We start from the raw sequence: 13,528 nt of genomic DNA, 5'->3' as shown, positions 1-13,528 counted from the left end.
GTCTTCACTCGCCCGGCGTGAATCGCTCGTTCGCCGCGTGGAACTCCGCCGCGGTGTTGAGGTTGTCGAAGGTGTCGCTCGTGGCGTGTGCGGCCACCTCGTCGCCCCCGACGACGACGCAGTCGAGGGCCTCGATGGGTGTGAGGATGCGTGGCTCCTGCCCGTCGGCTGCGGCGAGCGCGGCGTCGCAGGCGTCGGCCATCGCCCCCGTCCGGTAGACGGCCTGCATCGGCTCGTACCACTCCCCCGGTCGCGGGACGGCGGCGTCGTGGCCGGCCGCGCGGTCGAACAGGTACGCGACGAAAGCGGGGTCGACGAACGGCATGTCGCAGGCGACGACGGCGGCGTACTCGGCGTCGACGGCGCGGAGCCCCCTCGCGATTCCGGCGACGGGCCCCCTGTCGGGGTCGGTGTCGAGCGCGACCGTCGGGTCCAGCCCCGCCATCGCGGTTTCGATGGCGTCGCGCTGGTCCGCCCGACAGTTGACGACGAAGCGGTCACACGTCTCGGCGAGTCGCTCGGCGACCCGGCGAATCATCGGGACGCCGCCGAGGTCGGCGACGGCCTTGTCGCGGTCGCCGAAGCGAGTCGAGCGGCCCCCGGCGACGATGACGGCACTGCGCATGGTCGGTGTAGCGGCGTCCACCTCAAGAGGCTACGGGTCCTCGTTCGAGCGCGGCTTTAATCTCTCCCCGTCTCCAACGTCCGCCGATGTCTTCGGGCCCACCGACGCGAGTGCTTCGCGTCGACCTCTCCACCGGCACCGTGACGAGCGACTCGCTCCCGCCGTCGGTCCGTCGTCGGTTCCTCGGAGGGAAGGGTATCGGAGCCTACACCCTCTATCGTGAACTGGCGCCAGGAACCGACCCGCTCTCGCCCGCCAACGTGCTCGTTCTCGCCGTCGGCCCGCTCACCGGACTCCTGCCGGGCGAACCCCGCTGTGTCGCCGTCACGAAGTCGCCGCTGTCGGGGACCTTCACCGACTCGTACGTCGGCGGTTCGTTCGCCGCACGCCTCCCGAACGCGCTCGGAGACCACGTCGCCGTCGTCGTCGAAGGACGGGCGACGGAGCCGACGGTCGTTCGACTCTCCGATGGAGCGGCGACGCTCCACTCCACCGACCAGTGGGGTCGGTCCATCTCCGAGACGAACCGCGCGCTCGACGGGTCGACCGCCTGTATCGGCCCCGCCGGTGAACACCGCGTCCGCTACGCGACGCTGGGCACCGACGGCGGCGACCACCAGGCCGGACGGGGCGGCGTCGGTGCCGTCGCGGGGTCGAAGCGGCTCAAGGCGGTCGTCGCCGACGGCGACCCACGCACTCCGGCGAGTGTCGGGGCCGAGGCTGTGTCGGTCGCCGAGACCTACGACCGGGCGTTCCACGAGAGCGACACCGGGCGCTGGCTCGACGCGAGCGGGACGATGGAGACGCTCGACTTCGCCAACGAGGTCGGAGTGCTCCCGACCCGCGGCTGGCAGGCGGACCGGTTCGAGGGGAGCGAACGCATCGGCATCGACGCAGTTCGTGCCGCGGCGACCGCCCGCGAGCGTGACGGCGACTTCCGCGTCTCGACGTCCCGCTCCGACTCCGCCGTCACTGACGACCACGAGGACGCCGTCAGCGACGACGGGCACTCCACTGTCCCGCGTGGGGCGACACCGATGGTGCTCGGGGCCGGCCTCGGTATCGACGACTTCGAGGCCGTCGTCGCACTCGGTGACCGCTGTGACCGGCTCGGGATGGACGTCATCAGCGCCGCTAACGCGGTCGCCTGGGCGGTCCGCGCGTCGGACGCCGGGCACCTCGACGACGTAGAGACGCCGCCGCTCGCGTTCGGTGACCCCGGGGCGGCCGAGGCGCTCCTCACCCGTCTCGCCACTCGCGACGGCGAACTCGCCGACGCGCTCGCCGATGGCGTCGACGCTGCGGCCGCCCGATTCGGCGGCGACGACCTCGTCCCCACGGTGAAGTCGGTCGCCCTCCCCGCGTACGACCCCCGTGGTTCGCTGGCGATGGCGCTCGCGTACGCCACGAGCGACCGGGGGGCCTGTCACCGCCGCGCCCGGCCGGTCATCGCGGAAGTGTTCGCGACGGAGACGTGGTCTCACGCCGAGCGTGCGGAGGCGGTCACCGCCGAGCAGACGCTGCGCTCTGCGCTCTGGTGTCTCGTCGCCGACGACTTCGTCGGCGAGACGCTCTCGGACTACGGGGCCGACCTGCTGGCGGCAGTGGGACTGGAGTACGAGCCGAACGAGTTGCTCGACCTCGGCGAGCGCGTCTGGACGCTCACGCGCCTGTTCAACGTCCGTGAAGGGTTCACCCGCGACGAGGACCGCCTCCCCACGCCCGTGCGACAGCCCTCCGCGGACGACGTCCGTGAGGGGGTCGACCCCGCCACGTTCGACGACCTGCTGTCGACGTACTACCGGGTCCGCGAGTGGGACACCGAGGGTCGACCGACCCGGGCACTCCTCGAGCGGCTCGACCTCGCAGCCCTCGTCGACGACGCGACGCCCGTCCCGACCGAGACGGCGGCCGACGCCGACAGGGACGACGGGACCGGGACGACGGACGACGAACCGGGACGTGACGCGTAGGTCACGGTCGAGAGACGCCGGCGGGACGAGTCGGACACGTCCGGACCGAACGAGAGAGACCGCACGGGGCGGAGCCGCGACCCGACGTCTCAGTCGTCGGCGGGCGCGTCGGCGTCGGCGTCGGTGTCGATACTGACCTCTATCTCGGCGGCCGCAGCCTTGTACTCGGGAATCTTCGCCCGCTCGTCCAGCACGTCGTTCGTGAGACGGTTGCCCGCGGCATCGGCGAAGTGCGGGGTCGTCCACACCGTCCCCTCCTTGATGTCCTCGGTGACGCGCGCCTCCACCTCGATCTCGCCGCGCCGGGATTTGAGCGTCACGTAGTCGCCGTCCTCGATGCCGTACGTCGCGGCGTCGTTCGGATGGACGTCGACGAAGTTCTCCGGCTCGACGCGGGTGAGCGTGTCGGACCGGCGGCTCATCGTCCCCGTGTTGTAGTGTTCGATGATGCGGCCCGTGGTGAGGATGAGTGGGTACTCCTCGTCGGGGACTTCCTTCGGCGGCTGATGGCGCACGCCTTCGATCTGCCCGCGGCCGCTCTCGGTCGTGAAGCCGTCCGCGTAGAGGAAGGAGTCACCCTCGTCGCCGGGCTCGTAACAGGGCCAGTGGATGCCTTCCTCACCCAGCCGGTCGTAGGTCATGCCGTGGAAGATGGGGGCGACCTGGCGGAGTTCCTCGAACACCACCTCTGGGCCGTCGAAGTCGAAGCTCTCGTCGCCGAACAGACGGGTACCGACGTCACAGAGGATCTCGAGGTCGTCTTTCGTGTTGGGGTACACCTTGTCGACGCCGCGCATCCGCTGTGTGCGGCGGTCGGTGTTGACGACCGTCCCGTCGCGTTCGGCCCACGAGGTAGCCGGGAGGACGACGTCGGCGTACTCGGTCGTCTCGGTCGGGAAGATGTCCTGGACCACCAGGAACTCGATCTCCTCGAGGCGCTCCTCGACGCGGTTGGTATCGGGCTCGCTCATGGCCGGGTTCTCCCCCATGACGTAGAGGCCGTGGATCGATTCGCCGATCTCGTGGGAGAGTTCGACGTTCGTCAGGCCGGGCTCGGCGGGGATCTCGAAGCCCCACACCGCCTCGACGTCCGCGCGAACCTCGGGGTCGGAGACGTCACGGTACCCGGGCAGGACGTTCGGCATCGCACCGACGTCGGAGGCGCCCTGGACGTTGTTCTGTCCGCGGAGCGGGTTGACGCCCGTCCCGGGTCGGCCGAGGTTGCCCGTGATCAGCGCGAGGTTGATCTCGTTTTGGACGTTGTCGACCCCACAGGTGTGCTGGCTCATCCCCATCCCGGTGAAGATGGCGGCGTTGTTCGCCATCGCGTACTTCTCTGCGGCCAGTTCGATGTCCTCCAGCGGGACGCCGCACTGCTCGGCGGCCTCCTCCTTGTCGAAGTCCGCCAGCGTCTCCTTCAGATGGTCGAACCCCTCCGTCCGCTCGGCGACGAACTCCTCGTCGACCCAGTCGTTCTCCAGGATGGTCTTGATGACGACGTTCAAAAGCGGGATGTCCGTCCCCGGCTCGAGCTGGAGATGCATGTGCCGGTCGGTCTCGCTTATATCGAACGACCGGGTCGTCTTGTTGGCGTGTGGGTCGACCTGGATGACCGTCGCACCCTCCAGCACCGCCTGCCGGAAGTACTGGCTGTTGGCGATGGGGTGCTGCTCGCCGGGGTTGGCGCCCTGGATCCAGAACACGTCCGCGGCCGCCTCCAGGTCCTCCATGCTGTTGGTCATCGCACCCTCGCCGAGGCTGTTCTTGAGCGCGTACACCGTCGAGGCGTGACACATCCGGGTGCAGGTGTCGACGCTGTTGGTGCCGTAGTGACGGGCGAGCTTCTGGATGAGGTAGTTCTCCTCGTTCATCGCCTTCGAACAGCCGTAAAACCCCATCGCCTGGGGGCTGTAGTCGTCCCGGATTCGCTCCATCTCCGAGACGACGAGGTCGTACGCCTCCTCCCACGTGGCCTCGTGGAGTTCGCCGTCGTCGCCGCGGATCAGCGGGTCTGTCAGCCGGTCCTCGTGGTTGACCGACTGCGTGGCGGCACCGCCCTTGATACAGATGCTCCCCTCGTTGACGGGGGCATCACCCCACGGCCGAAAGCTCACCTCGCCCTCGTCGTCCTGTGCGATCTGGATCCCACAGCCGACGCCACAGTACGGACAGATGGTCTTGACGGGCTCGCTCTCGTCAGTCGACATTCTCAGGGTCCTCCGTCCTGTGAGTCATAGTAATCGTGTGAAACGTTCTCCTCCAGTTTCATGAAAGTTTCTCACGTTTGCTGGAGTGTCTTTTCCGGGGACGACGTCTCGGATACGGCCTGTCGGCCTGTCGGGTCTCACCGGGGGGAAACGTTCAGGGAGATGGCGGCGGAATCGCGTGTGATGGAACTCTCTCGGTCGGTGATCACGGACGAGGCCGAGGCGTACCGCGAGTCCGAACCGCTCGTCACCGTCGAGGACCAGCACCTCGACATCCTCCCGGGGATGTTCGCCGATGGCGAGTTCGGCCGCCGCGACGCGGAGTGGGTCGTCAGGTGGTACTTCCGTCGGTTCCTCGGTGCGTACCCCGACGCCGAGCGCCGCCGCCGAGAGGAGGCGTTTCGGACGAACGACTTCGGGACGGTTCGGGACGTCCTCGTGGACCTCCGGTCACTCGACGCCGCGGACGCGCTCGACCGACTCACGGCGCTCGACGGTGTCGACGTCCCCGTCGCAACCGCCTTCCTCCAGTTCTCCGCCCCCGACGCGTACATCGTCGTCGGAGCGCGCGAGTGGTCGGTGCTCCACGAGGCCGGAGAACTCGCCGACCCGTACCCCGACCCCCCGTCGCCCGCTGACTACCACTCCTACCTCGAGACCTGCCGACGACTCGCCGACGCGTTCGACTGCGCCCTGCCCACGCTGTATCGGGCGCTGTGGCGACTCGGCCGCCCCGAGGACTGACCAGCGGCGGAGAGGACGCCGCCCCGTGACGCCACGACGCTGCGGGGGCATGCCACCGGCTCTCGTCTCTCATGCGTGGTAATCGGGGCCCGATAGCTGTGTGACGGCAGTGATGCTGGACGCTATCGTGTAGAGACGTAGCACGACTCGACAGGTGCAGCGACCCATGAGACTCACCCCACACCTCTCGGTGCTCTCGACGACGGGACACGAGAACGCACACGACAGCACGGACGACGGGCCACGGGCGGGATTGGCCGACGAAGAGGCTGCAGCGGCCGAGCGCACGGCGGCACTCGAGGCGTACCAGCGCACGGTGCTCGACGACCTCCAGGACAAGGTCGCTCGCCTCGCCGACGGTGACCTCACGGTCACGGCGGACGTCCCCGAACCGCACGCCGACTACCCGGAACTCCACACGGCGTACGAGGAGTTCGGCCAACTCTCGGCGAACCTCACCCGGGCGACGACGAACATCCGTGTGGTCGTCGACGAGGCGACGAACGTCTCCGACGACCTCTCCGACACCAGCCAGGACGTCAGCGCCTCCACGGAGGAGGTGACCTCCGCCGTCGAATCGATCGAGTCGTCGACGGCAGAGGTCGCCGACGGGTCGGAGCGACTCGCCACGCAGACGCAGACGGCGAGTCAGAACGTCGACGACCTCTCGGCGTCCATCGAACAGATAACCGCCTCGTCACAGGAGATTCGCGCGCGCTCGGAGGAGGCGACGGCGCTCGTCGAAGGGGGCGCTGACGACACACGCCGCGCACTCGACCGAATCCGCTCGGCGACCCAGGCCTCGCGCGAGGTGGCCCAGGAGATGGACGCCCTGGAAGAGCGGATGTCGGAGGTGAACAACATCGTCGACCTCATCGTCTCCATCGCGGACCAGACGAACCTCCTGGCGCTCAACGCGAACATCGAGGCCGCGCGTGCGGGCGACGCGGGTGAAGGCTTCGCCGTCGTCGCCGACGAGGTGAAGTCACTCGCCAGAGAGTCACAGGACTCCGCCGACGACATCGCCGACATCATCACCGAACTGCAGAGCCAGTCCGAGGAGGTCGTCGAGAGCATCCGGAGCGCCAACACGGAGGTAGAAGAGGGTGCGGACGCGGTCGAGGACGTCGTCTCGACGCTGACCCAGATCCGCGAGCGAGTCGAACAGACCGACCGGGGCGTCGAGGAGATATCCGACGCCGTCGAGACGCAGGCGCACAACACCGAGCGGGTGTCGAGCGTCGTCGAGGAATCGTCGGCGCTCGCCGAGGAGATGAGCGCCTCGATTCAGCAGGTGTCCGCCAGCGTCGACGAGCAGTCGACGGCGATGGAACAGATATCGAACACGGCGCTCCGACTCAGCTCTCGCGGTGAGAGCCTCCACGAACTCGTCGACGCGTTCCGCGTCGACAGCGACGACTCCGCCGCGCTCGACGACCTGGCCGACGACATCGACGACCTGTCGGCCTGACGGTCGGGTCCGTTCTCGTCCCCGTCTCTGTAGCGTCCCCCATCGCCCCCGACGGCGGACCATGCCGGCGAGCGAATCGTTCTCTCCCGTCTGATTGTCCTGATTATTTGAAAATCTTGGAAAATGTAGGGAGAAACGCAGTCAAAATATCGGAATTTGTATTTTGAAACGGAGTTTTATATACATCGTACGCCACGTTCCGTGTATGAACAGTTCCTCTGTTCCCTCCCCGAACCACAGCACGGTCCGGCGGCACCTGGAGGTCGCACTGGCTGAGTCGACCGAACCCGAGGTTCGGTTCCACCTCCGACAGGCGCTCCAGCTAGTCTCGTAGTCCCGGCCCCGCCGCCCAGGATGCCCCGTCACCGACTGCCCCCTCCCGCGACGCTGAATCTCGCTGTCGAGAACCGTCCCCAAACGCTTATTCGTCCCACCGGCACAGAAGCGCCATGGTAGAGGCCTTCGCCGTCGCCAGCGGGAAGGGGGGAACCGGGAAGACGACGAGCACCCTCGCACTCGGGATGGCACTCGCGGAGAGCTACGACGTCACCGTGGTCGATGCGGACACGGGGATGGCGAACCTGCTGTTTCACGCGGGCCTCGACGACGTCGAGGTCACCTTACACGACCTTCTCCTCGACGAAACCGGGACCGACGTCGCGGAGGCGACTTACGACCGGTTCGGGATGCGCGTCGTCCCCTGTGGGACGAGCCTCGGGGCGTTCGAGCGGGCGGACCCCACTCGTCTCCGGGAGGTCGTCGCCGACCTCGCCGCCGACGCGGACGTCCTGCTCCTCGATTCGCCGGCGGCGCTCGACTCGAAGTCGGCCATCCTCCCCATCGTGCTCGCCGACCGGATCGTCGTCGTCCTCCAGCCCACGATTCCGGCGCTCTCGGACGGACTCAAGGCCCAGGAGTACGCCCGGTCGTACGGGACGGAGACGGCGGGGACGGTCTTCAATCGCGTGCGCGACGACGAGGAGACCGAGGCCATCGCCCGGCAGGCCGAGCGGTACTTCGGCGGCGAGACGCTCGCGATGGTGCCCGAGAGCGACCTCGTGCGGGCGGCCCGTCGCGCCGGCGAACCGCTCTTGGCGCACGCGCCCGACTCCGCGGCGGCGACAGCGTACCGGGAGGCCGCCCGCCGACTCGACGTCCGACCGGGTGACAGTGAGGCCGTCGCCGACCGATTCCGGAGCGCCGTCATCCCCGAGCGCCCATGAACGTCCCACGCGGACGGCTCGTTCGTTCCCGTGTGGTCGACGAACCCGGAACCGTCCTCGGCGCGGCGCTCGACGACGCCCTGACCGGGTACGCCGTCTTCGAACCCCAGGACGCCCTCCTGTTCGACGACGGCGCGCGCTGTGTCGTGACGTTCGAGGCCGGCGTGCCCGTCCTCGTCTACGACGCGACGACGGACCGCGGCGGTCCCGACGCGCTCGCGACCCTCGCCTCACCCGGTCCCTCGCACGTCGAACTCTACGAGCTCCCGGTCGCGGACCTCTCATCCCTCCACGAACAGCGGACGCTCCGGGTGCCACCCGACATGCCCGCCGAGCGTCTCGCCGGCGACCCCGACCTCGCTGCCCGGACGCGTGAGGCCGCCCCCGACGACCGGCTCGACGACTCTTCGACCGGGGGCACCGCGAGTGCCGTCGAGGCGTTCCTCGCCGACGAGGCGAAGATCGACGCCATCCGCACCCAGGCGCGTGAGGAGGCACAGCACCGAGCCGCGGAGTGGGGGCTCACGGACGCGCTCGCCGACGAGTCGAGTGAGTCGAGTGAGTCGAGTGAGTCGAACGGGTCGAGTGAGTCGAACGGGTCGACGGACGCCGACGAGTCGGACGCACCGCACACCGCCTGACCCGTCGGTTCCGCCGACGCCAACGGCCGGACCGCTGGGCTTTAGCCGCCACCCCCCGACGGGAAACCGTGTCACTGCTGCGCCTGTTCGGACTCTTTCGCCCCGAACACTTCGCCGACTGGTACCGCATCGGTGCCGAGTACGTCCTCACCGTCTCCGAGGGGATGGGGTTCGGAGTCGGTGACTTCCCGCTCCGTGCGGAGGAGGCGACGGCGGCCCTCCGCGCGGGCCGAACCGAGGTCCCTCCCGAAATCGCACGTTCGATCGCCGCCGACCTCCTCGCCGACGCGACCTTCTCCGCGCCGTATCTCGAGTGGATGCCGCTGTGGTACGAACTCGCCCTCGTCGGACCGGTGAGTTACGCCGAACTCCGTCTGCGGCGGGTCGCCCGCCGGTACACCCGCGACCTCGCCCACGTCTCCGTGCCTCGGTTCTCACGGCCGCAGGACGTCCTCGTCGGGGGCCGACCGGCGGTGTCGTACGTCTCGGGGTTCGCCCGTCGCTTCGTCCTCGCCGACGCCGTCCTCCACCTCGAGTGGTACGCCCACGTCGCCCGCGAGTCGGGCATCCGCGTCCCGAGCGGGTTCGTCGAGCGCGCCCGCGAGGAGACCGTCGCCTACTACACCGGACACGGCGAACTCTCCGACGACGTCCGTCACTTCCAGCGACTCCTCTTCGCGGACGACGAGTGGGTGCGCGACATCGACGACGCCTACGACCTCGACAGCGCCCTGTTCGGCCTCTGGGAGCGTCTGCTCACGCGCGAACGTGAGCGACTCTGAGCCGGCTCGACCGCCGTACACGGCACTCGCGAGCGCGGTACGCGGCGGCTACTACGACATCCGCCGCCGGATATCGACGCAGGACCTCGCCGACGAGTCCGGCATCTCCGACCGGGCGGTCACCGAGCGACCCCGTCGCGGCATCGCCAGCCTCGTCGCGCACACCCTCTTGCCGGCGGACGCGGTCGACTCCGCGTCTCGGTCCCCGGGCTGATGGCGGGACGACGACGAGAAACCGTGATATCGTCTCGGCGCCTAGAGAAGGGGTCATGACTGACCGGATCGACCACCTCAGAGACATCTACTCTCGCCTCGGGGGCGCTCCGTCGTTCACCGAGGCCCAACAGACGCCCCGCGGGACCGTCCGTGCCGACGCCGACGTCGACCGAGACGTCCTCGCGGTCATCGACGAACTGCGCGAGCGGAGCGGCTTCCGCACGACGCTCTCCGACGCCGACCTCGTGTCCGTCGTCCGCGGCTTCTACGCGGGGCGCTCCGACACGGCGCTCGCCGCCGCCCTCGGCGTCTCGACGGCCACGGTGTTCCGCGCACGGATGAACCTCCACCTGTTCGCGCCGACGGACGCTCCGCCGGAACTCGACCCGCTGGTCCGTCGCCTCCGTGGGGGTGCCGCCGTCGACGCCGTCGCGGCCGACGCCGACGTCCCCCGGGCGGTGGTCGAACGCCTCGCCCGACTGCTGACGGCGCGGGAGGCGGCCCGCCGCGTGAACTACCGCTACACGACGGAGTTCGCCGACCTGCTCGACGCCGGCGCGGCGGACCACGAACTCGACCAGCAGGTGTGGGGCGACCGTCGCGCACTCGTCGACGCCCACGACTGACCGCGTTCCGCGCCCGCGAGGCCGACGTGTTGCGGTTCTGATTCTCAGACGTCGGAATTTCACGTCAACGGCCTTGGTTCCCGACTCGGAAGCCCGCGGTACGGTGGTGGGGGCGGCGACGGGGGGTGCCGCCCGTGCTCGTGGTCACTGTGCCGGTCGGACGTCGGCGTGTGGCTGGCGCTGTCCACACACGTGTGCGCGCTCCGTCGCGTCCTCGTCGCCGGTCTCGATATGGCACACGAACCCGACGCTCAGTCCGAACGGACTGATCGACCGAACTCGTTGTACCGACAACTGACTACGAAGGTGTACGCGCACGGCTGCCGCCTGGGACAGACCCTGGTGTACAGCTCCGTGTACATCGCGCTCATCGCGATGACGGAGGTCGCCATCGCCATGGTGCTGCTGTCGCTCCCACTGAACATCGCTCCGGTCGTGGTGGGTCTGGTCACCTTCGCGGTGTACGGTGGTGACCGTCTCGCCGACGCCGACACCGACGCGGTGTCGAACCCGGGACAGGCCGCGTTCATGCGCCGGCACGGGGACGTGATGTACGTCCTCGTGGCCGTGTCGTACGCGCTCGCGGTGACGCTCTCGGTCCTCGGCGGGCCGCTGGCGTTCGCGCTCGCGATGATTCCGGGCGTCTTCTGGGTGCTCTACGCGACCGACTGGATGCCCGACACCGGCCTGCGCGTCCGCCGGCTCAAGCAGGTCGTCGTCCTCAACTCGGCCGTCGTCGCCCTCGCGTGGGCGGTGACGCTGACCTTCCTCCCACTCGCGTTCGCCGACGCGCCCGTCACGCCCGCGACGCTCGTCGTCTTCGGGTACTTCTTCCTTCGGTCGTTCGTCGACACGGAGATTCCGAACGTCCGCGACGTCGACGCCGACCGACAGACCGACGTGGCGACGCTTCCCGTCGTCCTCGGCGTGCGCCGGACGCGACACGTGCTGTACGGCGTCGACGTGGGAACGCTCGTGCTCGTCGGCTACGCCGCCGTCGCGGGTATCGTTCCCCTCGGCCTCTCGACCGCACTCGTCGTGGGACTGCTGTACTCGGTCGGCATCACCACGTTCGTCGGCCGGTTCGAAGACGAGGAACTGCTGGCGAAGCTGCCGGAGTGTGAGTACGTGTTCGTCGCGCTGACGCTGTTCACGGCGCTCGGCGCCTGACCGAACCCGTCCGGCTCGAGTTCTCTTTTTTGATAGCAGTACGTCCGGTTTAATATGCGTACGGGGACTCCCCCCGGTAGAGGTGTCTTCCGCCAGTCTCCTGACGGCGGTGCTACTGGTCACCGTCTTCGTCGGCACGACGGCCGCGTTCCTCGCGTGGCGTGAGCGACCGGAACCGGGAGCGACGGCGCTCGTCGCACTCCTCGTCGGGCAGTGTTGGTGGTCGGTCTTCTTCGTCTTCGAACTCCAGGCGATGACGCTCGGGGCGAAGGTCTTCTGGTCGGACGTCCAGTGGGCCGGCGTCGTCGTCATTCCCGTCGCCTGGCTGGCGTTCGCACTCGAGTACACCGGATACGACCGCTATCTCACGCGGCGCTCGCTCGTGGCGCTCTCGGTCGTTCCCGTCCTCACAGTCGTGTTCGCCGCGACCGACGACCTCCACACCGTCCTCTATCTCGACTCCACCCTCGTCGTCGAGGGGGGGATGGCCGTCCTCAGCCGGACGCCGGGCGTCTGGTTCTGGGTCATCGCGGGCTACACGTACCTCCTCGGACTGCTCGGGTCGATTCCGATCCTCCAGTTCGTCCGGAGCGACGCGCTCGCGTTCCGTGGGCAGAGCGCCGCGCTCCTCATCGGGACGGTGGCGCCGTGGGCGAGCAACGTGCTCTTTCTCGTCGGCGGGAGCCCGCTCCCGGGTCTCGACCCGACGCCCGTCGCCTTCGCCGTCTCCGGTGTCGCGTATCTCGGCGCGCTCACGCGCTTTCGCCTCCTCGGCACGAGCCCGTCACCGAACCACCGGGCGCGCCGTCTCGTCTTCGAACGCATGCACGAGCGGGCGGTCGTCGTCGACAGCCACGACTACGTGGTCGACCTGAACGAGAGCGCCGCGGCGGCGCTCGACACTGCCCCGCACGAGGCGCTCGGCCGCCCGGCCGCGTCCGTCATCCCGCAGTACGAGACCCTGCCGATGGACGGGCCCGCGGAAGGGACGCTCACGCTGCCCGCCGACGACAACCAGTACGACGTCACGGCGACGCGTATCACCGACTCCCGCGGCCGCACTATCGGTCGGGTCATCACCTTCCACGACATCAGCGACTACCTCCGCCAGCAGCAGCGTCTCGAGGTGCTGAACCGGGTCCTCAGACACAACATCCGCAACGAGACGAACGTCATCTACGGCTACGCCGACCTCGTGGGTGACACCGCCGGCAGCCACGAGGCGGACATCATCAAAGAGCGTGCGCTGTCTATCGACGCGATGAGTCGGAAGGCCCGCGACATCCTCGACGTCTTCGAGAACGCCCGCCGACCCGTCACGGCCGTCCCGCTCGCGGAACTCCTCGACCAGAGTCTCGCCGCCGTCCGGGCCGACTACCCCGAGGTCACTCTCGAGTGTGGCGAGCTTCCGGGTGTCAGCGTCTCGAACGTCCTCGCGCCGGTCTTCTCGAACGCTATCGAGAACGCCGCCGAGCACAACACCAGCGCGAACCCGTGGGTCCGAATCGACGTCGACCGCGACGGCGACGTGGTGCACGTCGTCGTCCGCGACAACGGCCCGACGATAGACGAGTACGAACGCTCGGTCCTCGAACGGGGGACGGAGACGCCGCTGGAACACGGCAGCGGGCTCGGTCTCTGGCTCATCGCCTGGGGGTCACAGATCGCCGGCGGGACGGTCACGTTCGCGGAGAACGACCCGACCGGGTCGGTCGTCACCGTCGAGGCACCTGTCCTCTCGGAGGCGACGCCCCCGACCCGCGACCCGCTCGCCGTCGCCGGCGACGACGACGATGACCCGAACGCCGCGTCGGGAGACGAGACGACGCTGTCTCGACGCTGAACGGCCC

General features: G+C 68.9%; 13 protein-coding genes. 11 read left to right on the top strand and 2 right to left on the bottom strand.

Annotation, left to right across the window (positions count from 1 at the left end):
- Window positions 1–4: 4 nt before the first annotated feature.
- Window positions 5–625, bottom strand: a complete 621-nt coding sequence (mobA, locus tag E6N53_RS13135) for a molybdenum cofactor guanylyltransferase (protein ID WP_142859950.1) — start codon at window positions 623–625, stop codon at window positions 5–7.
- An 86-nt stretch (window positions 626–711) separates the two neighbouring features.
- Between mobA and E6N53_RS13130 the strand changes: the two genes are divergently transcribed.
- A complete protein-coding gene (locus E6N53_RS13130) occupies window positions 712–2,598 on the top strand; it encodes an aldehyde ferredoxin oxidoreductase family protein (protein ID WP_142859948.1) in 1,887 nt (628 codons plus the stop codon).
- Window positions 2,599–2,687: 89 nt separating this feature from the next.
- On the opposite strand, the gene fdhF is transcribed toward E6N53_RS13130, so the two are convergent.
- Window positions 2,688–4,805, bottom strand: coding sequence for a formate dehydrogenase subunit alpha (gene fdhF, locus E6N53_RS13125; protein WP_142859946.1), 2,118 nt, complete (start codon window positions 4,803–4,805; stop codon window positions 2,688–2,690).
- Between the two features lie 183 nt (window positions 4,806–4,988).
- Here fdhF and E6N53_RS13120 point away from each other — a divergent pair, with 183 nt between their 5' ends.
- From E6N53_RS13120 to E6N53_RS13080, 10 genes are all read left to right on the top strand, one after another.
- Window positions 4,989–5,549 carry a hypothetical protein gene (locus tag E6N53_RS13120; RefSeq protein WP_142859944.1) on the top strand — a complete coding sequence of 187 codons (561 nt, stop codon included), beginning with the start codon at window positions 4,989–4,991 and terminating at the stop codon, window positions 5,547–5,549.
- Window positions 5,550–5,715: 166 nt separating this feature from the next.
- Entirely contained in the window at window positions 5,716–7,020 is a 1,305-nt protein-coding gene (locus tag E6N53_RS13115) for a methyl-accepting chemotaxis protein (protein ID WP_142859942.1), read from the top strand.
- Between the two features lie 205 nt (window positions 7,021–7,225).
- Window positions 7,226–7,354 carry a hypothetical protein gene (locus tag E6N53_RS21465; protein ID WP_268951708.1) on the top strand — a complete coding sequence of 43 codons (129 nt, stop codon included), beginning with the start codon at window positions 7,226–7,228 and terminating at the stop codon, window positions 7,352–7,354.
- Between the two features lie 115 nt (window positions 7,355–7,469).
- The gene (locus E6N53_RS13110) at window positions 7,470–8,243 is read left to right on the top strand and encodes a nucleotide-binding protein (protein WP_142859940.1); all 774 of its coding nucleotides are present in this window, start codon (window positions 7,470–7,472) and stop codon (window positions 8,241–8,243) included.
- On the top strand, window positions 8,240–8,884 hold the full coding sequence (locus E6N53_RS13105) for a DUF8054 family protein (RefSeq protein ID WP_236642362.1): 645 nt from the start codon (window positions 8,240–8,242) through the stop codon (window positions 8,882–8,884). Before E6N53_RS13110 ends, E6N53_RS13105 begins: the two co-directional genes overlap by 4 nt.
- A gap of 68 nt (window positions 8,885–8,952) precedes the next feature.
- Window positions 8,953–9,666 (top strand): DUF8116 family protein, encoded by a 714-nt coding sequence (locus E6N53_RS13100; RefSeq protein WP_142859938.1) that lies wholly within the window; start codon window positions 8,953–8,955, stop codon window positions 9,664–9,666.
- Entirely contained in the window at window positions 9,653–9,880 is a 228-nt protein-coding gene (locus E6N53_RS13095) for a helix-turn-helix domain-containing protein (RefSeq protein ID WP_142859936.1), read from the top strand. The genes E6N53_RS13100 and E6N53_RS13095 overlap by 14 nt, the downstream gene beginning before the upstream one ends.
- A 55-nt stretch (window positions 9,881–9,935) precedes the next feature.
- On the top strand, window positions 9,936–10,508 hold the full coding sequence (locus E6N53_RS13090; RefSeq protein WP_142859934.1) for a conditioned medium-induced protein 4: 573 nt from the start codon (window positions 9,936–9,938) through the stop codon (window positions 10,506–10,508).
- 342 nt (window positions 10,509–10,850) lie between these two features.
- Complete coding sequence (locus tag E6N53_RS13085; protein WP_201741150.1) at window positions 10,851–11,678, top strand: UbiA family prenyltransferase; 828 nt, start codon at window positions 10,851–10,853, stop codon at window positions 11,676–11,678.
- Between the two features lie 82 nt (window positions 11,679–11,760).
- Complete coding sequence (locus E6N53_RS13080; protein WP_142859930.1) at window positions 11,761–13,521, top strand: histidine kinase N-terminal 7TM domain-containing protein; 1,761 nt, start codon at window positions 11,761–11,763, stop codon at window positions 13,519–13,521.
- Window positions 13,522–13,528: the final 7 nt, after the last annotated feature.

Origin of the sequence: Salinigranum halophilum, assembly GCF_007004735.1 — an archaeon.
Classification (GTDB): domain Archaea; phylum Halobacteriota; class Halobacteria; order Halobacteriales; family Haloferacaceae; genus Salinigranum; species Salinigranum halophilum.
Note: the sequence above shows the minus strand (reverse complement) of the source record. Positions and strands in the feature narration are given on the sequence as shown.

Coding starts and splice junctions, on each gene's coding strand:
- mobA (WP_142859950.1), bottom strand. CDS start 625: ATGCGCAGTGCCGTCATCGTCGCCGGGGGCCGCTCGACTCGCTTCGGC.
- E6N53_RS13130 (WP_142859948.1), top strand. CDS start 712: ATGTCTTCGGGCCCACCGACGCGAGTGCTTCGCGTCGACCTCTCCACC.
- fdhF (WP_142859946.1), bottom strand. CDS start 4,805: ATGTCGACTGACGAGAGCGAGCCCGTCAAGACCATCTGTCCGTACTGT.
- E6N53_RS13120 (WP_142859944.1), top strand. CDS start 4,989: ATGGAACTCTCTCGGTCGGTGATCACGGACGAGGCCGAGGCGTACCGC.
- E6N53_RS13115 (WP_142859942.1), top strand. CDS start 5,716: ATGAGACTCACCCCACACCTCTCGGTGCTCTCGACGACGGGACACGAG.
- E6N53_RS21465 (WP_268951708.1), top strand. CDS start 7,226: ATGAACAGTTCCTCTGTTCCCTCCCCGAACCACAGCACGGTCCGGCGG.
- E6N53_RS13110 (WP_142859940.1), top strand. CDS start 7,470: ATGGTAGAGGCCTTCGCCGTCGCCAGCGGGAAGGGGGGAACCGGGAAG.
- E6N53_RS13105 (WP_236642362.1), top strand. CDS start 8,240: ATGAACGTCCCACGCGGACGGCTCGTTCGTTCCCGTGTGGTCGACGAA.
- E6N53_RS13090 (WP_142859934.1), top strand. CDS start 9,936: ATGACTGACCGGATCGACCACCTCAGAGACATCTACTCTCGCCTCGGG.